At 61.8% G+C, this 20958-nt stretch carries 13 protein-coding genes; 7 read left to right on the top strand and 6 right to left on the bottom strand.

From position 1 onward, the window contains the following. Positions 1 to 31 precede the first annotated feature (31 nt). The 4 genes from ACZ0AI_RS15675 to ACZ0AI_RS15660 are packed head-to-tail and all read left to right on the top strand — an operon-like array spanning position 32 to position 9991. A complete protein-coding gene (locus ACZ0AI_RS15675; RefSeq protein WP_463562664.1) occupies positions 32 to 880 on the top strand; it encodes a CheR family methyltransferase in 849 nt (282 codons plus the stop codon). A gap of 14 nt (positions 881 to 894) precedes the next feature. Then, positions 895 to 8454, top strand: coding sequence for a hybrid sensor histidine kinase/response regulator (locus ACZ0AI_RS15670; protein WP_463562663.1), 7560 nt, complete (start codon positions 895 to 897; stop codon positions 8452 to 8454). Next, entirely contained in the window at positions 8451 to 9470 is a 1020-nt protein-coding gene (locus tag ACZ0AI_RS15665; RefSeq protein WP_463562662.1) for a chemotaxis protein CheB, read from the top strand. Before ACZ0AI_RS15670 ends, ACZ0AI_RS15665 begins: the two co-directional genes overlap by 4 nt. 50 nt (positions 9471 to 9520) lie before the next feature. After that, a complete protein-coding gene (locus ACZ0AI_RS15660; RefSeq protein WP_463562661.1) occupies positions 9521 to 9991 on the top strand; it encodes a chemotaxis protein CheW in 471 nt (156 codons plus the stop codon). A gap of 145 nt (positions 9992 to 10136) precedes the next feature. On the opposite strand, the gene ACZ0AI_RS15655 is transcribed toward ACZ0AI_RS15660, so the two are convergent. Both ACZ0AI_RS15655 and ACZ0AI_RS15650 read right to left on the bottom strand, forming a co-directional pair. Next, positions 10137 to 10661, bottom strand: coding sequence for a cytochrome b (locus ACZ0AI_RS15655; RefSeq protein ID WP_463562660.1), 525 nt, complete (start codon positions 10659 to 10661; stop codon positions 10137 to 10139). Positions 10662 to 10830: 169 nt separating this feature from the next. Beyond that, positions 10831 to 11550, bottom strand: coding sequence for a 16S rRNA (uracil(1498)-N(3))-methyltransferase (locus tag ACZ0AI_RS15650; protein WP_463562659.1), 720 nt, complete (start codon positions 11548 to 11550; stop codon positions 10831 to 10833). 372 nt (positions 11551 to 11922) lie between these two features. Here ACZ0AI_RS15650 and ACZ0AI_RS15645 point away from each other — a divergent pair, with 372 nt between their 5' ends. Beyond that, entirely contained in the window at positions 11923 to 13233 is a 1311-nt protein-coding gene (locus ACZ0AI_RS15645; protein WP_463562658.1) for an OprD family porin, read from the top strand. A gap of 44 nt (positions 13234 to 13277) precedes the next feature. Here the strand turns inward: ACZ0AI_RS15645 and ACZ0AI_RS15640 are convergent, their stop codons facing one another. Beyond that, positions 13278 to 14681 carry an adenosylmethionine--8-amino-7-oxononanoate transaminase gene (locus ACZ0AI_RS15640; RefSeq protein WP_463562657.1) on the bottom strand — a complete coding sequence of 468 codons (1404 nt, stop codon included), beginning with the start codon at positions 14679 to 14681 and terminating at the stop codon, positions 13278 to 13280. A gap of 244 nt (positions 14682 to 14925) precedes the next feature. On the opposite strand from ACZ0AI_RS15640, the gene ACZ0AI_RS15635 reads away from it, so the two are divergent. Continuing rightward, on the top strand, positions 14926 to 15471 hold the full coding sequence (locus ACZ0AI_RS15635; protein WP_463562656.1) for a cytochrome b: 546 nt from the start codon (positions 14926 to 14928) through the stop codon (positions 15469 to 15471). 61 nt (positions 15472 to 15532) lie between these two features. Next, positions 15533 to 16111, top strand: coding sequence for a YceI family protein (locus ACZ0AI_RS15630; RefSeq protein ID WP_463562655.1), 579 nt, complete (start codon positions 15533 to 15535; stop codon positions 16109 to 16111). Between the two features lie 146 nt (positions 16112 to 16257). Here ACZ0AI_RS15630 and ACZ0AI_RS15625 read toward each other — a convergent pair whose 3' ends face one another. The 3 genes from ACZ0AI_RS15625 to ppnN all read right to left on the bottom strand — a co-directional run bounded on the left by ACZ0AI_RS15625 (position 16258) and on the right by ppnN (position 20637). Continuing rightward, the gene (locus ACZ0AI_RS15625; protein ID WP_463562654.1) at positions 16258 to 18102 is read right to left on the bottom strand and encodes a DEAD/DEAH box helicase; all 1845 of its coding nucleotides are present in this window, start codon (positions 18100 to 18102) and stop codon (positions 16258 to 16260) included. Positions 18103 to 18330: 228 nt separating this feature from the next. Further along, complete coding sequence (locus ACZ0AI_RS15620; protein WP_463562653.1) at positions 18331 to 19077, bottom strand: siderophore-interacting protein; 747 nt, start codon at positions 19075 to 19077, stop codon at positions 18331 to 18333. A 186-nt stretch (positions 19078 to 19263) separates the two neighbouring features. Next, positions 19264 to 20637, bottom strand: a complete 1374-nt coding sequence (gene ppnN, locus ACZ0AI_RS15615; RefSeq protein ID WP_463562652.1) for a nucleotide 5'-monophosphate nucleosidase PpnN — start codon at positions 20635 to 20637, stop codon at positions 19264 to 19266. Positions 20638 to 20958: the final 321 nt, after the last annotated feature.

Below are 20958 nucleotides of genomic sequence, written 5' to 3'. Positions count from 1 at the left end.
GGCAGACGTAGGCGTGAGCGAGGTGCACGACATGCAGTCAGGCGTCTGGGCCCTGCAACCGCTGGCGGACATGTCCGCCACGGAGTTCCGTGACTGGCAACAGTTGCTGGAGTCGCGGCTCGGCATGGTGTTAAACGAGCAGCGCCGGATCTTCCTGCAGACCAACCTCAGCACCCGCATGCGTGAACTGGGCATCAGTGATTACGCCAGCTATTACCGGCAAGTCACGGATGGCCCACGCGGAGCGGTGGAATGGGCGAATCTGCTGGATCGGCTGACCGTACAGGAAACCCGCTTCTATCGGCATCCGCCCTCGTTCGAGGTTTACCAAGCCTACGTCGCCCGCCGCGACGAGCAGGGGCTGAATGCGCCGCTGGCGATCTGGAGTGTGGGTTGCTCCAGTGGTGAAGAACCCTACTCGCTGGCCATTGGTGCCAGTGAGGTACTGGGCGCTGAAGGGCTGTTCGGTGTCACCGGCACAGACATCAGTCGCAGTGCCCTGAGCAAGGCGCGAGAGGGGCTGTACGACGAGCGCCGATTGCAGCAGATGGATGAAAGCCTGCGCGAACGCTATTTCCAGCAGCAGGCCGATGGACGCTTCAAGGTATTACCAGAGCTGGCCGCGCGACTGTGTTGCGCCAAGCTCAATGTGCTGGAATTGGATAAAGCGCCAATGACCGGTATGGACGTTATTTTTTGCCAAAACTTGCTGATTTATTTTCGCCGCTGGCGGCGCCGCGAGATCCTCAACCGCCTGGCCGAGTGCCTGGCGCCTGGGGGCTTGCTGGTGGTCGGAGTGGGCGAGGTGGTCGGTTGGCAGCACCCGGACATGCTTCCGGTGGCCGATGAGCGAGTGCTGGCGTATACCCGCAAGGGCTAAGAGACGGAGTGTGTATGGGTGATCGGCACGACTATGTCGCCCTGGAGTGGGTCAAGGGCGAAATCGCAGAAACCCTGAAGCAGGCGCGACAGGCTCTGGAGGCGTTCGTCGAAAATCCGCAGGATTCGACGCGCATGCGTTTCTGCCAGACCTATGTGCATCAGGTTCACGGCACTCTGCAGATGGTCGAGTTCTTCGGCGCGGCATTGCTCGCCGAGGAAATGGAGCACCTGTCCCAGGCGCTGATCGACGGTCGTGTGACCAACCAGGGCGAGGCTCTGGAAGTGCTGATGCAGGCGATTCTGCAACTGCCGGTATATCTGGATCGTATCCAGACTGCCCGTCGCGACCTACCGATGGTCGTGCTGCCGTTGCTCAACGACCTGCGCGCTGCGCGGGGCGAGAAGCTGCTGTCGGAAACGAGCCTGTTCTCTCCCGATCTGTCTGCTCGAGCCGTCGCGTTGTCGCCGGAGTCGTTAACCCAGCTGCGCACCGCCGAGCTGCCAGCCTTGCTGCGCAAGTTGCGGCAGATGCTTCAGGTTGCACTGGTTGGCGTTATCCGTCAGCAGGATCTACCCACTAACCTCGGCTATATGGCACGGGTTTTCGCGCGCCTGGAAACCTTGTGCAAGGACTCCCCGCAGGAGTCGCTCTGGCAGATTGCCTCGGGCGTCGTCGAAGGGCTTTCCAATGGCAGCGTGGCCAACGGTACGTCCGTTCGTACCCTGTTGCGCCAGGTAGACAAAGAGCTCAAACGTCTGGCCGAACAGGGCGCCGACGGTATCAACCAGCCCGCGCCGGACGAACTCACCAAGAATCTACTGTTTTATGTAGCCAAGGCATCGTCGCAGTCACCGCGCAATCGCGTGCTGCGTGACCGCTACAGCCTTGACGACGCGTTGCCTGACCACGATGTCGTCGATGAGGAGCGTGCCCGTCTGGCCGGTCCGGATCGCGATGCGATGCGTTCGGTGGTTGGCGCGCTCTGCGAAGAGTTGGTGCGGGTCAAGGACAGCCTCGATCTGTTCGTGCGCAGTGACCGCGCGCAGGTCGCGGATCTGGACGCCCTGCTGGTACCGCTCAAGCAGATCGCCGATACCCTCGCCGTGCTGGGTTTCGCTCAGCCGCGCAAGGTTATCGTCGACCAGCTTGATGTGGTTCGTGCCCTGGCTCAGGGTGCCCAGGAACCCAGCGATGCGGTGCTGATGGATGTGGCCGGTGCGCTGCTGTACGTCGAGGCGACACTGACCGGCATGGTCGGTCAAAACGACAGCGCCAAGCGTGAAGAAAGTCATCTGCCCACCACCGATGTGGGGCAGATTCACCAACTGGTGATCAAGGAAGCGCGTAATGGCCTGGAACAGGCCAAGGACGCGATCATCGAATTCATCGCCTCGCAGTGGAATCACGAGCACCTGGCCCGTGTGCCGGAGCTGTTGACCCAGGTGCGCGGCGGGCTGGCAATGATTCCGCTGGCGCGTGCCGCCGCACTGCTCAATGCCTGCAACCGTTATATCCAGGAGCAACTGCTGGCTCGCAAAGCAGTGCCGAACTGGCAGAGCCTCGATACCCTGGCCGACGCCATCACCAGCGTCGAATATTACCTGGAGCGCCTCTCCGAGGATCACGCGACCCAGGGCGACCTGATTCTCGATGTCGCCGAAGAAAGCCTCGCCGCTCTTGGCTACCCACTGCAGGAAAAACCATCGATTCTCGATGCCGCGCCGGGCGAGGAAGAGCCCGCGCCGCTCGATGACCCGCTGCACGACATTGACGTGCTAGCCGCACCAGTTCTCGATAGCGCTGTCGCAGATCAATCCTCACCCCATTACGAAGAGCCGCAGAGCGCCGAAGCGCCTGTATCCGGTGACCAGTCGCTCGAGTTTGGCGAGTCCACCACAGCTTCGCCTGCCGACGGCAGCCCATCGGTGGCCGACGACAGCTGGCCGCAGAGCGATGACGCACAGCCTCTGGCGCCTTTCTCCGTTGAGCCCGAGGTGGCGCAGTCGCCCGCTACGCAACTCACCGAATCGGACGAGCAAACTGATTATCCGTACGCTGACGCGCAGGCACCGGTGGCCGACAGCCACTGGCCGAAGGACAGCGACGAGCTGCCTCAGGCAACGCTTTCTGTCGAGCCCGAGGCTGCTCTGGAGACCATCGACTTTGGCGAACGGGACGAAGACCCATACGCCGATGCGAAGGCGTCGGTCGCCGACGACAGCTGGTCACTGGACGACAGTGATCTGCTCGTCGACGAGACTGCTCGCGTGCCCTTGACCCTGGATGACGCGCCGCTATCTGCAGCCGAGCCTGTGGATCTTGGCGAGCTCGACGCTCTGCCTGCCGCGGATCGAAAGCCGTCGTTGGCTGATGACGACTGGTCGTTCGATCTCGAAGAACAACCCACAGCCCAATCGCAAACACCTGATCTGCAACAGCCACAAGGCGCTGCAGACGACACGTTGTGGTCGCTCGAGGAATTGGAGACCCGGTTGGATCTGGTCGATATCGACCCTCCTGCCAATGAATTGCCACTTCTGGATCTGCCCTCCGAGGGCTTCCAAGACCAGCCGCTCGATCTCGAATCGCTGCAGCTCAACGCAGACGGCGACGTGCAGTGGGATGAAGTCGACCTGGCGGATCTGCAACTGCCGGAAGTCGAACTGCCCGGCATGCCCGAGCCCGCCGCGGATGCAGAGCCAGCGGTGGAGAAAGCCATCTCGATGGCCGATGTGATGGCCGCCCCGGTGCAGGCTATCAACCCGCCCGCGCTGGATGTGCCGCCGAGCCTGCTGCCGCCCCCCGCTGACGAAGAACCTATTGATGAAGAGCTGCGTGAAGTCTTTATCGAAGAGGCGGGCGAGGTGCTGGAAACCATCGCCGAGTTCCTGCCGCGCTGGTCTACCAATACCGAGGACAAGGACGCTCTAATCGAAGTGCGGCGCGCCTTCCACACCCTCAAGGGCAGTGGTCGCATGGTGCGTGCACTGGTTATCGGCGAGCTGGCCTGGTCGATCGAGAACCTGCTCAATCGCGTGCTCGACCGTAGCATCCAGCCGGGTGCCGAGGTACAGCAGGTGATCGGCCAGGTCGTTGCCTTGATGCCGGAACTGGTTGACGAGTTTGCCGCCCAGGCCCAGCGTCAGCGTGATGACGTCGACCGTCTTGCCGCCAATGCTCATGCGCTGGCCAAGGGGCTGAACCTCCCAAAGCATGACGCCCCGGCTGCTGCGGTAGCCGAGCCCGCGGGCGAGATCGAGGCTGCCGCGCCGGTAATCGAAGAGAGCGAAGTGCTGGATCCGCAGTTGCTGGAGATTTTCCGCAACGAGGCGCAAGCCCACCTCGAAACCTTGTCTGCGTTTCTCGACGATTGCGCTCGGGAACTGCCGCAGCCGGTGACCGATGACCTGCAACGCGCTCTGCACACGCTCAAAGGCAGCGCCTACATGGCCGGAATCCTGCCGATGGCGGAAGTCGCCGCGCCGCTGGAGAAGATGGTCAAGGAGTTCAAGGCCAATCTGCTGCCGTTGGATCTGGCCGAGGCCGAAGTACTCGTCGAGGCGCAGGGGCTATTCGGCCAAGGTCTGGCGCAGTTGGAAAGCGACCCACTGCGGCCGCTTCCTGGTATCGATGATTACCTGGAGCGAGTGCGGCAGCTACACAACAAGCGCCTCGAACACGCCGAGAACCAGCGTCAGGACATGCAAGGCGAAAGCCGCGACCCTCAGTTGATCAGTATCTTCCTCGCCGAAGGTATGGACATCCTGTTGGACGCCGAAGATCTGCTGCGCAGCTGGCGCGAGCATCCGTCCGAGCGTCAGGAGCTCAGCGCTCTGCTGGAGGAGCTGACCACGCTCGGCCGTGGTGCGGAGATGGCCGAACTGCCGCAGATCGACGAGCTGTGCGAGGCATTGCTTGATCTATACGGTGCAGTAGAAGAGGGTAGCCTGGCCGTCAGCGAGCGTTTCTTCGATGAAGCCGAGCAGGCTCATGAAGCGCTGGTCAGCATGATGGATCAGGTCGCTGCAGGTCTGGAAGTCAGTGCCAGTCCTGAGCGTGTCGCCGCCTTGCGTGCGTTGCTCGGCGAAGCCCTTGATCCCGCCAAGCTGGCCCTGTTGTCGGGTGACGTGTCCGGCCTGCAAATCGTCGAGCTCGATGAAGCCACTCGTGCTCTTGAAGAGTCGCTGGTCGTCGACGCGGCCAATGATGAAGTCAGCGAATCGGCACCGTCAGTAGACGCAGCCGATGACGAGCTGGTGTCCATCTTCCTCGAAGAGGCCGTGGACATTCTCGACAGTGCCGGTCGCGCCCTGGAGCGCTGGTTGGCGGAGCCGGAAAACCGTACCGCGCTGTCCTCGCTACAACGTGATTTGCATACCCTCAAAGGTGGCGCGAGCATGGCCGGGATAGCCCCGATCAGCGAGCTCGCCCATGAGCTCGAAGCGCTTTACGAGGGCCTGGTAGATCGTCGTTATGGTGTATCCCCCTTCGTTACCGACAGTCTGCAGCAGGGTCATGCCCTTCTGGTCACCATGCTCAACAGCCTGCAACAGCGTCAGCCCGCGCAGCATGCGGATGAGCTGGTCGCGGCAATTCGCCAGTTCCGTCAGCGTGGCGGGCAGGATGAACAGCCCTTAGAGCACGACGTGCCAGTGTTGCCCGAGCTGATCGAGCTGCCGGGTACGCAGCCGGACAGCGTGCCGGTTGCTGAGGCACCGGTAGTTGACGAGCCGGTCATCGAGCCACTGAGCATGGCTGAAGCAACCCCGCCGTTGCAGCAGGTTCCGGTGGACGATAATCGTGACCCCGAGCTGGTGGAAATATTCCTCGAAGAAGGCTTCGACATCATCGACAGTGCCGGTGCGGCGCTGTCGCACTGGATGGACGACGTCGACAACAGCCTCGATCTGGAATCTCTACAGCGTGATCTGCACACCCTCAAGGGTGGTGCGCGGATGGCCGAAATCCGTGAGATTGGTGACCTGGCTCATGAGCTGGAATTCCTCTATGAGGATCTTGGCAATGGCCGCCTGCGCGCCAGCCCAATGCTGTTCGAGCTGCTCCAGGCTTGCCATGACCGCCTGGCGGAAATGCTCGATGCTGTGCGTGCTCATCGGCCGATACCTGGTGGCGACGAACTGATCGAAACCATTCGCCGGCTGCGCGCCAACCCCGATGAACAACTGAGCATGCCCACAGCGGTGCCGCTGCGTGCCGTTCAGGACGAGGCGTTCGATACCGAGGAGGACATTCTCGATATCTTCCTCGAGGAAGCCGATGAGCTGCTCGAAGCCATGGAGGAGGGGATCGGTCGTTGGGAAGAACGCCGTGATGACGCCAGCGCCATCGATGACCTACTGCGCGTGTTGCATACACTGAAAGGCGGCGCACGGTTGGCAGGTCAGAAACACCTGGGTGACCTGAGCCATGATCTTGAGCAGCACCTGACTGAAGCCCAGACGCAGGGCGCGCCCTGGCCGGAAAGTTTGTACCTCGATGTGCAATCCGGTTTCGAAGGCTTGCAGAAGAACCTCGACGAGTTGCGTCTGCGCCTGCAGCAACAGCCGCTGGACGAGCGCCCGGCCGAGCCGGAGCCCGTTGCCGCTCGTGCGCTGACCTCCATCGTCGCGGCTAGCGAGCAGCCCGCCGCGCAGTCGCAACGCCGTGTGTTGCCCTTCGTAAAGCGTGCCGAGGTAGCCGCTGAAGAGGCTGCATCTCGCCGTGCCCCGCAGGAGCTGGTCAAGGTCCCGGCGGATCTGCTTGAGGGGCTGGTCAACCTGGCCGGTGAAACCTCGATCTTCCGCGGCCGTGTCGAGCAGCAGGTCAGCGACTTCGGTTTCACCCTGAGCGAGATGGAAGCGACCATCGACCGGGTGCGCGATCAGTTGCGCCGCCTCGATACCGAGACTCAGGCGCAGATTCTCAGCCGCTATCAGGCCGAGGCCGAGCGGGCGGGATACGAAGATTTCGACCCGCTGGAAATGGATCGCCATTCGCAGTTGCAGCAACTTTCGCGTGCACTCTTCGAGTCGGCGTCCGACTTGCTGGACTTGAAGGAAACCCTGGCCTCGCGTAACCGCGATGCGGAAACCCTGTTACTGCAACAGGCGCGGGTCAACACCGAACTGCAGGAAGGCCTCATGCGTACGCGCATGGTGCCTTTCGACCGCCTGGTGCCGCGCCTGCGGCGTATCGTCCGGCAGGTCGCCAGCGAGCTGGGCAAACAAGTCGAATTCATCGTCGGCAACGCTGACGGCGAGATGGATCGTACGGTGCTCGAACGCATCGTTGCACCGCTTGAGCACATGCTGCGCAACGCCGTTGACCACGGCATTGAAGGCGCCGCCGCACGCCGTGAGGCCGGCAAGCCAGAGCAGGGCAATATCCGCCTGGGCCTTACCCGCGAAGGCGGTGATATCGTACTGACTCTCAGTGATGACGGTGCCGGGATCAACCTTGATGCGGTACGCCGTAAGGCCATCGAGCGGGGCCTGATGGATGTCGGCTCCGACCTTAGCGAGCACGAGATTCTACAGTTCATCCTTGAGGCAGGGTTCTCCACGGCCGAGAAGGTCACGCAGATTTCCGGGCGTGGTGTCGGTATGGACGTCGTCAATGCCGAGGTCAAGCAGCTCGGTGGCTCCATGAGCATCGACTCCACGGCAGGACAGGGCACTACATTCCGCATCCGTCTGCCGTTCACCGTGTCGGTCAACCGTGCGTTGATGGTGCTGTCCGGCGAGGATTTGTACGCCATTCCGCTGAACACCATCGAAGGTATCGTGCGGGTGTCGCCTTATGAGCTGGAGGCCTACTACGGGCCGGACGCCCCGCGCTTCGAGTATGCCGGTCAGGCCTACGAACTGCGTTATCTGGGTGATCTACTCAATAACGGGCAGCATCCCAAACTGGTTGGCCAGAGCCTGCCACTGCCGGTCATTCTGGTGCGCTCCAGTGAGCACGCGGTGGCCGTTCAGGTGGACTCCCTGGCGGGCTCGCGGGAAATTGTGGTGAAGAGCATGGGGCCGCAGTTCGCCGCCGTGCACGGTATTTCCGGCGCGACCATTCTCGGTGACGGTCGCGTGGTGGTGATTCTCGATCTACTGGCGACCATCCGTGAATTGCATGCGCACTTGCAGCACTTGGTTCGGCCACGGCTGTCTGCCGATTTTGGTGCAGTCCCTGAGGTTGAGGTGGAGCGCCCAACGTTGGTCATGGTGGTGGATGACTCGGTGACCGTACGCAAGGTTACCAGTCGCCTGCTGGAGCGTAACGGCATGAACGTGCTGACTGCCAAGGACGGGGTCGACGCTATCGCCCAGCTTCAGGAACATCGCCCCGACATCATGTTGTTGGATATCGAGATGCCGCGGATGGATGGTTTCGAGGTCGCCAACCTGATTCGCCACGACGAAGGACTGAAGGATCTGCCGATCATCATGATTACCTCGCGTACCGGTGAGAAACACCGAGAGCGTGCGATGAGCATTGGGGTCAACGAATACCTCGGCAAGCCGTATCAGGAATCGCTGTTGCTGGGCGCTATCGAAAAATGGACCAAGCGCTCATGAGCGAGCGCAGCGCGGCCCGTATCGCCGTGATTGCCGACACGTCGCTGCAGCGCCATGTGCTGCAGCAGGCGTTGAGCAGCAATGGTTATCAGGTGGTACTCAATAGCGATCCGGCGCGCCTTGACGATGCAGCGCTGCGGACGTGCGAGGCCGAGCTGTGGGTGGTCGACCTGGCGCAGTCCGATGATCTGCCATTGATCAATGCACTGATGGCGGACTCCTCTGTGCCGGTACTGTTCGGTGAAGGCCATGCGCCTGAGCGCAGCTCTGAGCACTATCCGCGCTGGGAGCGCCGCCTGGTTGGGAAGTTGAAAAAGCTGGTGGGTGATCCAGCTTTATCAGCGGGTGCCAGCCTGGATGGTCTGCTCGCTGAAACGCAGCGCCCTGGGCGCATAGAGTTGCCATCGGTACTGGCCAATACGCCCCTGCAAGCTGGTGAGCCGGCCAAGCAGGTCTGGTTGCTGGCGGCGTCGCTTGGCGGCCCAGCGGCGGTAAAAGCCTTTCTCGATGCATTGCCAGGTGGTCTGCCAGTGGGTTTCCTTTACGCCCAGCATATCGATCCCAGCTTTGAAACGACGCTGCCCCAGGCCGTCGGCCGTCACAGCCAGTGGCGTGTCGGTACCGTGCGCGCAGGCGACAGTGTGCGCTGCGGCGAGGTGGTGGTGGTGCCGGTCAGTAACGAGCTGACCTTCAGCGATGACGGCGATCTACAGGTCACGGATCGCCCTTGGCCGGATCCTTACAGTCCATCGATCGACCAGATGATGCTCAACCTTGCCCAGCACTACGCTGCGTGCAGTGGTGTTATTGCCTTCAGCGGTATGGGCAGCGATGGCAGCGCGGCAGCCGCCTACGTAAAACGCCAGGGTGGGGTGATCTGGACGCAGCGTGCCGACAGCTGCGTGTGCTCGAGCATGCCCGATAGTCTGCGCGAGGGTGGCTACAGCAGCTTCAGTGCTGACCCGCGAGAGCTAGCCGCTGCGTTGGTCGACTACCTCGCCGAGCAGTGCCGTTGATAGGCTTCGGCTTCCCTTCATTGATTTTCGCTGCATAACAGGATTTTTTCATGAGCCAAGCCGTCGTTACCCAGAACAGCGTCAGCAGCCTGACCGGTCTGGTCGTGCCGCTGGCCGATCGCACGCTGCTGCTGCCCAACGTGGCCGTAGCCGAGCTGGTTCCCTACCGCGCCCCGCCAGCCATGCATGGCCTGCCCAGTTGGTTTCTCGGTCAGGTGGCCTGGCGTGACCTGAGCTTGCCACTGCTGTCGTTCGAGGCGGCGTCCGGTGGCCAGGCGGTCGTCGGTGATAGCCCACGGATCGCTATTCTCAATGCGTTGGGCGGGCGTGCGAACGTCAAGTTCATCGCCTTGTTGGTACAGGGTATTCCGCGTTCGCTGCGGGTTGCAGAGGATCTGCCACGGGCGGATGTGCCGTTGGCGCCTTTGGAGTTAGCTGCGGTCAAGGTGGACGACATGGTGCTGCGCATCCCTGACCTGGAAGGGCTGGAACAGCTGCTTGCCGACGCCGAGCTGATCTAGTCAGGCTTACGCCAGGTGATAGATCGTCTGCTCTTTCTCGCTAAGACTCATAATTAAGTGTCGCCGCTCGCTAGCCTATTGAAGGCGACGAGATTACCGAGCGTTACCCGGCCGACAGGCTGCTTAACGAGTCGCAGGGCGGGTATCAGCCGCGGCGGGGTAGCACCGCCTTGAGCACGCCATCGCGCAGTCGATAGTGGTGCCAGAGCGCGATGAAGGTGTGGCCGAGTATCAGTGCGAACAACAGGTATTTGGCCGTCAGGTGGAACTGACGGGCGAGTGCCCGTGCTGCGTCGGAAAGGGGCAGCGGGTCGATCTGCACCAGCCAGAACAGTTCCACGGGCCGTCTGCCGAATAGCAGGCCGCTCAGTGGCATCAGCAGTAGCAGCAAGTAGAGTGCGAGGTGACCAGTCTTGGCCGCGCGGCGCTGCCAGGCTGGGCTATCGCGCAGCAGGTGTGGTGTACCGTGGCGAGCGCGTACCAGTAGGCGCAGCACGGTAAGCAGCAGAATGGTCAGCCCCAGAGATTTATGCAGAGTGAACACGCCGCCCGTACCGCCGAGCAAGTCGGCGACCAGATCCTGACCATAGGGAAGGAACAGCGTGCAGAGCACCAGCACGGCAGTGAGCCAGTGCAGGCTGATCTGGGTGCGCGAATAGCGATCTTTCATGGTTTCGCCTCTCATCAGGCACCCACAGCGTGCCGACTCTGACCGCGCGATCATACCCATTTGGCCAGACGTTTTTTGTGGTTTTGTCGCCATTGATTCATAGCGGCTGCAACCGGGGGCTGTCAAAGCGACAGCCCTGTGCTTGATAAAGTGAGCGGTGCGTCAGTCCTCAGTAATCGCCCCATAGATGCTGGGCTATCGCCAGTGCTGCCACGGGGGCCGTTTCCGTGCGCAGCACCCGCGGCCCGAGGCGGGCAGCCTGGAAGCCGGCGTTCTGCGCATGTTCGACTTCTGCGTCGCTCAGACCACCTTCGGGGCCAATCAGAAAAGCCAGCGACTGTGGTCTGGCATGGCTGGTCAGCGGCTCGGCGACCGGGTGCAGTACCAGTTTCAGGTCGGCCTGGTTTTGTCGCAGCCACTCGTCGAGGGTAATGGGTGAGTGGATCAGTGGGATCACCGAACGCCCGCATTGCTCGCAGGCGCTGATCGCTATCTGACGCCAATGGGCCATGCGTTTGTCGGCGCGCTCATCTTTCAGACGCACCTCGCAGCGCGCGCTGATGATCGGGCTGATGACCTGGGCGCCGAGTTCAGTGGCTTTCTGGATAGCCCAATCCATACGTTCGCCACGGGAAAGTCCCTGCCCCAAATGGATGTGCAACGGTGATTCGGGCTGCCCGTCAAATTGTTCGTTTAGCTCGACACGCACCACTTTCTTGCCGACTTCGATCAGCTCGCCGCGAAACTCCTGCCCGCTGCCATCGAACAGTTGCACCGCATCGCCCGCTGAATGGCGTAGCACGCGACCAATGTAGTGAGCCTGGGCTTCCGGCAACTCGTGTTGGCCGAGGGCAAGAGGGGCGTCGATAAAAAAGCGGGAGAGGCGCATGGCGGTAATGGGTATGGCTGTGGGTGGGCAAGCATAACCGCCTGAGGTTTTTTCTGCAGGTCGGCAGATTTTTCCTGGGCGGCTACAGACCGTGCGGTGGGGCGTATTAGAGACCAATCAGGGCTTCTTCGGCTGGTGCAGGGGTTGCGGTAAGGCGCCGATAAGCCCTAGGGTAAAAAGAGAACGGCTCTGTTCCCGGGCTGCATTCCCGGGGTGCTTCAACACGGCAGGGCTGATTAAAGGGGTAGGTGGCTCACACGTACGCACGTCAGGCTGGGGAGACCTGTTGCCGTGCATCGTCGTGGGCGCTGCAGCCTGCCCCGTTCCAAGGGCGGAGTATCCGCCGACACATTCCACGCATAGGGAATAATAATGAAAGTGCAACGTACCGGATTATCGTTGATGGCGCTAAGCGCCAGCGTTCTGGCCATTTCCACCGCTCAGGCAAGCCAGGCCGAATCCAAAGGGTTTCTCGAAGACAGCACGCTGGATCTGCTTGCTCGCAACGTCTACTGGCACATGGATCGCCACGCCACGGGCGCCCAAGACAATCGTGAATGGGGGCAGGGCTTTCATCTGAATTACAGCTCGGGCTACACGCAGGGCACCGTCGGCTTCGGTGTCGATCTGAATGCCTACATGGGCATCAAGTTGGACAGCGGTCGCGGGCGCTCGGGATCTGGGCTGCTGCCGGTGGATTCATCCACCGGGCGTGCCGATGACGAATTCGGCACTCTGGGCGGCGCGGTGAAAATGCGTCTCTCCAATTCGGAGCTCAAGTACGGCCAACTGCGCCCCTACAACCCGGTCATCGCGGTTGCCGATGCCCGCCTGGTACCCGCCACCGCCACCGGTTTCCAGCTGACCAGCGCCGAGATCGACGGGCTGATCATTGACGCCGGTCATTTCACGTCGTCCAAGGATTTCAATCAGGCCGGTAGTCGCGACGGCTTCTACAGTACCTACGCGCCGGGTGTGGAAGGCGGCAATGTCGATTATCTGGGAGCCAATTGGGTCGCCACCGATGCCTTGAGCTTCAGCGCCTACGCCTCGCGCTATGAAGACCTGTGGCGTCAGTACTACGGCAATGCCATCTACAACCTGCCGCTCAGTGACGAGCAGGCACTGAATTTCGATTTCAACATCTACCGTACGCTGGACGAGGGCAAGTCCGTGGCTGGCGACATCGACGTCACCGCCTGGTCGCTGGCAACCGCCTACTCGGTGGGCGCACACACCTTCACCATTGCCCACCAGCGGGTTCATGGCGATCAGCCATTCGACTACCTGACGCTCGGTGGTGGCGGCGCGCAGGATTCCATCTACCTGGCCAACTCTTCGCAGCTGGTGGACTTCAACGGGCCGGGCGAGCGCTCCTGGCGTGCCACCTACGCCATGGATCTGGCCAGTTACGGGGTGCCGGGGCTGTCGTTCTACGTCTCGTACATCCGTGGCGACAATGTCGATGGCAGCAAGATGGATGCGTCCAGCCCCTACGCCTATTACGCCGACAACGAGAAGCACTGGGAGCGTGACGTGAACGTCCAGTACGTGGTGCAGAGTGGCGCGGCCAAGGATCTCAAGTTCCGTCTGCGTCAGGCGACGCACCGCATCTCCGGAACTTCGGATGTGGACTCCGACCAGGTGCGCTTCATCGTCGAGTATCCGCTGAGCGTGCTCTGAGGGCGACATGATGGCAGGCGGGGAAAACCCGCCTGCCGCATCGCTCAGCCCGGGTCGCGAAAGCCCGGGTAGCGGGTATCGCCAGTGGCCACGCTGACCGACGTGCGAGTGGCCAGATCGATGCCCTCACTGGCGACTTCGGCGAGGAAGTCGATCTGCTCTTCGGTGATCACGTAGGGTGGCAGGAAGTACACCACGCTGCCCAGCGGCCTAAGCAGCGCACCGCGGCTCAGGGCGTGCTGGTAAACCTGCAGGCCGCGCCGCTCCTGCCAGGGGTAGGCAACCTTGCCAGCCTTGTCTTGAACCATTTCGATGGCCAGGGCCATACCGGTCTGGCGTACCTCAGCCACATGCGGATGATCGACCAAATGTGCAGTGGCGCTGGCCATACGTGTGGCCAGCGCCTTGTTGGCCTCGATCACGCCGTCCTCTTCAAAGATATCCAGCGTCGCCAGGGCCGCCGCACAAGCCAGCGGGTTGCCGGTGTAGGTGTGTGAGTGGAGGAAGGCGCGCAAGGTGGCGTAATCGTCGTAGAAGGCGCTGTAAACATCATCGGTGGTCAGCACGGCCGCCATCGGCAGGTAGCCGCCGGTGAGTGCCTTCGACAGCACCAGGAAATCCGGCGTGATGCCCGCCTGCTCGCAGGCGAACATGGTGCCGGTGCGCCCGAAGCCGACAGCGATCTCGTCGTGGATCAGGTGCACACCATAACGATCGCAGGCTTCGCGCAGCAGAGTCAGGTAGATGGGGTGATACATGCGCATACCGCCCGCGCCCTGGATCAGCGGCTCGACGATCACCGCCGCGACTTCGTGGTGATGATCGGCCAGGGTTTGCTCCATCGCCGCGAACATCGTCCGCGAGTGGTCTTCCCAGCTCACGCCGTCCGGGCGCAGGTAACAGTCCGGGCTGGGCACCTTGAGGGTGTCGAGCAGCAGCGCCTTGTAGGTATCGGTGAACAACGCCACGTCGCCCACCGACATCGCGGCCACTGTTTCGCCGTGATAACTGTTGCTCAGGGTGATGAAGCGCTTCTTCGCCGGCTTGCCGCTGTTGAGCCAGTAATGGAAGCTCATCTTCAGCGCCACTTCGATCCCCGAGGAGCCGTTGTCAGCGTAGAACACGCGGTTCAGGCCTTCGGGCGTAATGCGCACCAGACGCTCGGATAGCTCGATCACGGGTTGATGGCTGAAGCCCGCCAGCATCACGTGTTCAAGCGTATCGACTTGCGCCTTGATGCGTTCGCCGATACGCGGGTTGCCATGGCCGAAGACGTTGACCCACCAGGAACTGACGGCATCCAGGTAACGCTTGCCCTCGAAGTCTTCCAGCCAGACGCCTTCACCACGCCGGATGGGAATAAGCGGCAGCCGCTCGTGATCCTTCATCTGCGTACAGGGGTGCCAGAGAACTTCCAGGTCACGCTGCATCCAGTGTTGGTTACTCATCGACTTGCTCTCCCAATCATCAGCGGGCAAGCCTACCAGATGCAGGTCGGCGGCCGTTGATCACCGCCAATCAACCGCTCGCGTAGGTGGTGTTGAACTCTGTCAGTGGGCGTTTCACTAATCTGGTTGCGCCGCTTATTCGCATGGAGATATCGCCTTTATCGATATTTCAAAGCAACAATTTCTGCTTTAAGTCGATAGGTTTGTTGCTAATCTCTGTTCTCTCACATTCTGGAATCAGGCCATGCAGTGGCGTAATTCAACGTTTCGTTACGGTCTTGTCAGCGTCTCCCTGCATTGGCTGGTCGCCATTGCCGTATTCGGTCTGTTCGCGCTTGGCTTCTGGATGGTCGGGCTTAGCTATTACAGTGGCTGGTACCAGACTGCACCGAATATTCACAAGAGCATCGGCATCCTACTTTTCATCGTCATGGCTGCCCGTTTGTTATGGCGCTGGATCAGCCCGCCGCCACCGGCGCTCCCTGAGCATGGTCGGCTGACGCGAGTGGCCAGCAAGCTGGGCCACAGTTTTCTCTATCTCGGCCTGTTCGTGCTGATGATTTCCGGCTACCTGATCTCCACGGCCGATGGCCGTCCGATCAGCGTGTTCGGGCTGTTCGATGTACCGGCAAGCGTGACCAGCATCCCCAATCAGGGGGATGTCGCCGGTTTGATCCACGAGTACCTAGCCTGGGCTATCGTGATTTTTGCTGTCCTGCATGGTCTGGCTGCACTTAAACACCACTTCATCGACCGTGATCGCACGTTGTTGCGTATCTTCGGACGTTGATCCTTCAGCTGTTTCGGCATTGCACCGCAATGCTGTTCATTTCATCTCTCAAGGAATTCCCATGTTGAAGAAGACTTTCGCTGCACTGGCACTGGGCACCGCACTGTTGGGCGCTGGCCATGCAATGGCTGCTGACTACGCCATCGACAAGCAAGGCCAACACGCCTTCGTCAATTTCAAGATCAGCCACCTGGGCTACAGCTGGCTGTACGGTACGTTCAAGGATTTCGACGGCAGCTTCAGCTACGACGAGAAGAGCCCGGAAGCCAGCAAGGTCAACGTTACCCTGAAGACCGAAAGCGTCGACACCAACCACGCTGAGCGCGACAAGCACATCCGCAGTGCCGACTTCCTCAACGTCAGCAAGAACCCGACTGCAACCTTCGCGTCCACCGCCGTCAAATCGACTGGCAAGGATACCGCTGATATCACCGGCAACCTGACCCTCAACGGCGTGACCAAGCCGGTAGTCATCGCGGCCAAGTTCCTGGGTCAGGGCGACGATCCGTGGGGCGGTTACCGTGCCGGCTTCGAAGGCAGCACCAAGTTGAAGCTGAAAGACTTCAACATCGAGAAGGATCTGGGCCCGGCTTCGCAGGAAGTCGAGCTGATCATCTCCGTGGAAGGCGTGCGTAAGTAAGCCTGAGCGCTGCATGAAAAACGCCGACGCTTGAGTCGGCGTTTTTTTGTGCCCTGTTTTCCTGGCTTGTACCCTGCGACGTGAAAAGTCTGGGCCGCACAAATGAAAACGCCGGCACTAGGCCGGCGTTTTCAATGAGCCAGTGCTCAGCTGTCGCGATTGCGGGTCAGCAGGGCAGGCTTCTCGCCGCGTGGGCGGCTGCTTTGTAGCTGGTCGAGCTGCTCGGGCGTCGGCAGGCGATCGCTGCGTGAGCTCTTGTGCACGATGACGGGCTGCTTGTCGTGGCTGCTGCGCACGGCTGGCTCCTGACGTGGCAGCTCATCACGATTGAGCGAGGTCGTGGTATCGCGCTGTTGGCCACGACCACGGTTACCCGCACCGCTGCGGCCTTTGCCGGCGCCCTGTCCCTGACCTTGTCGTTTACCGGCACCAGCACCGGCAGCGCCGCCACCGCTGCGTGGGCCTTTGCCTTGACCGCGAGGACCCTGGCCAACGCCGTTGCTGGCGCTTGGGCCGCTAGCGGCAGCGCCGGGGCGGCGGCCGCGACCCTGACCATTGTTCTGGTTCGGGCTCACGTAGTCGGCACGGTTGCCGAAGTTGTCGATCTCGTCGTCGCGGAACTCATCGGGGGCGCGATCCGGAGGCAATGCAGGCACGGCGGGTGCGCTGGCGCGGGCCGTGCCACGAGGTTGTTGCTCGCGAGCCGGTCTGGCTTTGCTCTGGGTCTTGGCTTTGCCGCCATCCTTACCCTTGTCCTTGCGACCGCCGCCTTCTGGCTTGGCGCCGCGAGGTGGTCGTGGTTTCTGCGGTTCACGCACTTCCGGGCGTTCTGCCTCGACCTTACTGGCGTCGAAGCCCAGTTGATCACCGTCGGCGATCTTCTGCTTGGTCATCCGCTCGATGCCCTTGAGCAGTTTCTCTTCGTCCGGAGCAACCAGGGAGATCGCTTCACCGCTACGCCCGGCACGGCCAGTACGGCCGATACGGTGCACGTAATCTTCTTCGACGTTGGGCAGCTCGAAGTTGACCACGTGGGGCAGCTGGTCGATGTCCAGGCCGCGTGCAGCGATGTCGGTGGCGACCAGAATGCGAACCTTGTTCGCCTTGAAGTCGGCCAGGGCCTTGGTGCGGGCGTTCTGGCTCTTGTTGCCATGGATTGCCACAGCGGGCAGGCCGTGCTTGTCCAGGTACTCGGCCAGGCGGTTGGCGCCGTGCTTGGTACGGGTGAACACCAGAACCTGTTCCCAGGCGCCCGCGGTGATCAGGTGAGCGAGCAGGGCACGCTTGTGGCTGGCCTGCAGGCGGAATACACGCTGCTCGATACGTTCGACCGTGGTGTTCGGTGGCGTGACTTCGATGCGCTCTGGGTTGTGCAGCAGCTTGCCAGCCAGGTCGGTGATGTCCTTCGAGAAGGTCGCCGAGAACAGCAGGTTCTGACGCTGCGTAGGGAGCTTGGCCAGCACCTTTTTCACGTCATGGATAAAGCCCATGTCGAGCATGCGGTCGGCTTCGTCCAGGACGAGGATTTCTACGTGCGACAGGTCGATAGCGCGCTGGTTAGCCAGGTCTAGCAGTCGACCGGGGCAGGCCACCAGTACGTCGACGCCTTTCGCCAGCGCCTGTACCTGCGGGTTCATGCCAACGCCTCCGAAGATGCAGGCACTGACGAATTTCAAATCACGGGCATACAGCTTGAAGCTGTCATGCACCTGGGCGGCCAGTTCGCGGGTGGGCGTGAGCACCAGTACGCGCGGTTGTTTTGGGCCGTGGCGTTGTTCGCGATCCGGGTGACCGTTCGGGAACAGTCGCTCGAGGATCGGCAGTGCGAAACCGCCTGTCTTACCTGTACCCGTCTGGGCCGCCACCATCAGGTCGCGACCTTGCAACGCGGCGGGGATGGCCCGCTGTTGCACCGGAGTAGGCTGGGTGTAGCCGGCGGCTTCGACCGCACGGACTAAAGCCTCGGAGAGACCGAGGGAGGCAAAGGACATGTGCAATCCTGTCTGGTGAGGGCGTGGCCCTATAGGTGTAGTGCCTGGCTTGAATCGCACGTGGGGCGCGCAATCCCGTCCGGTACTGCTGGCCTCTGGGGTCAGCATCCGGGCGCAAGCCTGGCGGGAAGGCCCGAGTGTAACAGGATTGGTGAGAATCGGCACAACTTGCCGCCGACCGGGCGGAATACGGGCTTTCCCGTACTCCGCGGCGAGGGATGATGTGGATCAATCGGCCAGGGCGTCGGCATCCTCGCGCTTGGCAAGTTTGTGCTGATCTTCACTGTTGCCCAGCTTCCAGTAGCTGGAGATGTACAGGTTGCCGCGTTCGACCTGGCGTTCCTCCCTGAAATGCTGGCGCAGGGCACGCATGCTGCTGAACTCGCAGGCAGCCCAGATGCTCGGTCGGCCTGGCAGCCATGCCAGCTCGCGCACACGACTGACCAGCAGTTGGCTGTCTTCGCCGGGATGCGGGTTGATCAGCCAGTGCAGCTCGACGCCAGCAGGATGTTGCAGCGGCTGGATATCGCGTTCGTCGATCACCTCGATGATGGCGTGCCCGCGGGCGTCAGCCGGCAGTTGTTCCAGGTTGACGCTGAGTGCCGGCAGGGCCGTCATGTCGCCAATCACCAGGAACCAGTCCGCGCTGTTGTCGACCAGCTTCTTCGGGCCGGGGCCGCCGACGACGATGCTGTCGCCCGGCCTGGCGTCCTTGGCCCACTGGGAAGCCGGGCCGGCGTCGTCGTGCAGCACGAAGTCGACGTCGAACTGCTCGGCACGCTGGTGGCTCACTGTGTAGGTACGCATCAGTGTGCCGTCGCTACCTGGGGCTGGGAAAATCAGCTTGATGTAGGCGCTTTCCTGATCGGCTGGAAAACTGTCGATTTCGTCGCCGCCCAGGGTGATGCGCAACATGTGCGGCGTGACGGGAGTGGATGAAATGACCCGCAAGGTACGGGGAGCAGGGCGTGGCATTGAACTCTCCTGTTGCAACGGCAGTGATCGCCGTCATTCATGTGAGAATTATTATCACTTAATGACGGTGGCTGCCAGTGCGAGGCGCTGGCGCTTGCTTCTTCACGATCCCCGAGCCTTGGTATCCGACCCGGGTATCGCTTCGCTCAACTCAGGCTACGGTTCAGGTGGACACGCTTTGCGCTCTCAACTGACGACCCGATAGCACGGCTCGTAGGCGCTGCCGCCCGGCAGTTTCATGCGGTGCTGTTCGACGAAGGCCTGCAGCAGGCGATCCAGCGGTTGCATGATGGTCTTGTCGCCACGCAGCTCGTACGGGCCATGTTGCTCGATCAGGCGGATGCCTTTGTCCTTGACGTTGCCGGCGACGATGCCGGAAAAGGCACGGCGCAGGTTGGCGGCCAGCTCGTGCACGGGTTGCTCGCGGGTCAGGTTGAGGCTGGCCATGGCTTCGTGGGTCGGCTCGAAGGGATGCTGGAAGCTCTCGTCGATCTTAAGCAGCCAATTGAAGTGGAAGGCGTCGTTGCGTTCGCGGCGGAACTGCTTCACCGCCTTGATGCCTGCCGCCATGTGGCGAGCCACTTCGGCCGGGTCGTTGGGAATCAGCACGTAGCGGTTCTGCGCCTCCACACCCAGGGTCGCGCCGATGAAGGCGTGCAGTTGCTGCAGGTAGGCTTCGGCGCTCTTCGGCCCGGTCAGCACGAGGGGGAAGGGCAGCTCGGCGTTGTCCGGGTGCATGAGGATGCCAAGCAGGTAGAGAAATTCTTCTGCGGTGCCCGCGCCGCCCGGGAAGATGATGATGCCGTGGCCGATGCGCACGAAGGCTTCCAGGCGTTTTTCGATGTCCGGCAGAATTACCAGCTCATTGACGATCGGGTTCGGCGCCTCGGCGGCGATGATGCCCGGCTCGGTCAGGCCCAGGTAGCGGGCACCGGCGATGCGTTGCTTGGCGTGGGAAATGGTGGCGCCTTTCATCGGCCCCTTCATCACGCCCGGGCCGCAGCCGGTGCACACGTCCAGAGCGCGCAGCCCCAGTTCGTGGCCGACTTTCTTGGTGTACTTGTATTCCTCGGTGCTGATCGAGTGGCCGCCCCAGCACACCACCATCTTCGGCTCGGCGCCGGCACGCAGGGTGCGGGCGTTGCGCAGCAGGTGGAAAACGTAGTCGGTCAGGCCACTGGAGCTGTCCACGTCGACGCGTTTGTTTTCCAGTTCACTCTGCGTGTAAACAATGTCGCGCAGGGCGCTGAACAGCATCTCGCGGGTGCTGGCGATCATCTCGCCATCGACGAAGGCGTCAGCCGGCGCATTGATCAGCTCCAGGCGGATACCGCGATCCTGCTGGTGGATCTTCACTTCGAAGTCCGGGTAGGCCTCAAGGATGGTCTTGGCGTTGTCGCTGTGCGAGCCGGTGTTGAGAATCGCCAGGGCGCACTGGCGGAACAATGCGTAGACGCTCCCGGAACCGGTTTCGCGCAATTGCTGGACTTCACGCTGGGAGAGGGTTTCCAGGCTGCCCTTGGGCGAGACTGAAGCGTTGATTTTTTGGCGAGTGAGCATGCAGGCATCCCGTGATAACGCGACAACTCGAGCCGATCCTGGCTGATCGCGCGATAAAGAATTCAGTCCCGGCAAGGCGACCCAAAGTGGGGCGTGCGGGCAATGGCGCTGTACTGTCGACCAGCAGAGGGGGCTCGGTCAACAGGCCACGCTGGTAGGAAAGAGGCCGGCCGCGAAAGTTCTCTCTTTCGCGGTCAGGGGTCTGTTGCCGTTTCAGCGCGAGCCGCGTTGCCGCGAGAAATCTTGCCAGGCTAGGCGGAGGACGCAGGGAATGGCTGTTCCCTTGCCAAGTCCTCCAACGACGCATGGCGAGATTTCCCG

This window comes from Pseudomonas sp. AC355 (assembly GCF_979258205.1).
The sequence above is the reverse complement of the archived record's forward strand: the minus strand, read 5'-3'. Positions and strand labels throughout refer to the sequence as shown.

Bases quoted from the DNA above. Each gene is read 5' to 3' on its own strand.
- ACZ0AI_RS15675 (WP_463562664.1), top strand. From the start codon at position 32: ATGCAGTCAGGCGTCTGGGCCCTGCAACCGCTGGCGGACATGTCCGCC.
- ACZ0AI_RS15670 (WP_463562663.1), top strand. From the start codon at position 895: ATGGGTGATCGGCACGACTATGTCGCCCTGGAGTGGGTCAAGGGCGAA.
- ACZ0AI_RS15665 (WP_463562662.1), top strand. From the start codon at position 8,451: ATGAGCGAGCGCAGCGCGGCCCGTATCGCCGTGATTGCCGACACGTCG.
- ACZ0AI_RS15660 (WP_463562661.1), top strand. From the start codon at position 9,521: ATGAGCCAAGCCGTCGTTACCCAGAACAGCGTCAGCAGCCTGACCGGT.
- ACZ0AI_RS15655 (WP_463562660.1), bottom strand. From the start codon at position 10,661: ATGAAAGATCGCTATTCGCGCACCCAGATCAGCCTGCACTGGCTCACT.
- ACZ0AI_RS15650 (WP_463562659.1), bottom strand. From the start codon at position 11,550: ATGCGCCTCTCCCGCTTTTTTATCGACGCCCCTCTTGCCCTCGGCCAA.
- ACZ0AI_RS15645 (WP_463562658.1), top strand. From the start codon at position 11,923: ATGAAAGTGCAACGTACCGGATTATCGTTGATGGCGCTAAGCGCCAGC.
- ACZ0AI_RS15640 (WP_463562657.1), bottom strand. From the start codon at position 14,681: ATGAGTAACCAACACTGGATGCAGCGTGACCTGGAAGTTCTCTGGCAC.
- ACZ0AI_RS15635 (WP_463562656.1), top strand. From the start codon at position 14,926: ATGCAGTGGCGTAATTCAACGTTTCGTTACGGTCTTGTCAGCGTCTCC.
- ACZ0AI_RS15630 (WP_463562655.1), top strand. From the start codon at position 15,533: ATGTTGAAGAAGACTTTCGCTGCACTGGCACTGGGCACCGCACTGTTG.
- ACZ0AI_RS15625 (WP_463562654.1), bottom strand. From the start codon at position 18,102: ATGTCCTTTGCCTCCCTCGGTCTCTCCGAGGCTTTAGTCCGTGCGGTC.
- ACZ0AI_RS15620 (WP_463562653.1), bottom strand. From the start codon at position 19,077: ATGCCACGCCCTGCTCCCCGTACCTTGCGGGTCATTTCATCCACTCCC.
- ppnN (WP_463562652.1), bottom strand. From the start codon at position 20,637: ATGCTCACTCGCCAAAAAATCAACGCTTCAGTCTCGCCCAAGGGCAGC.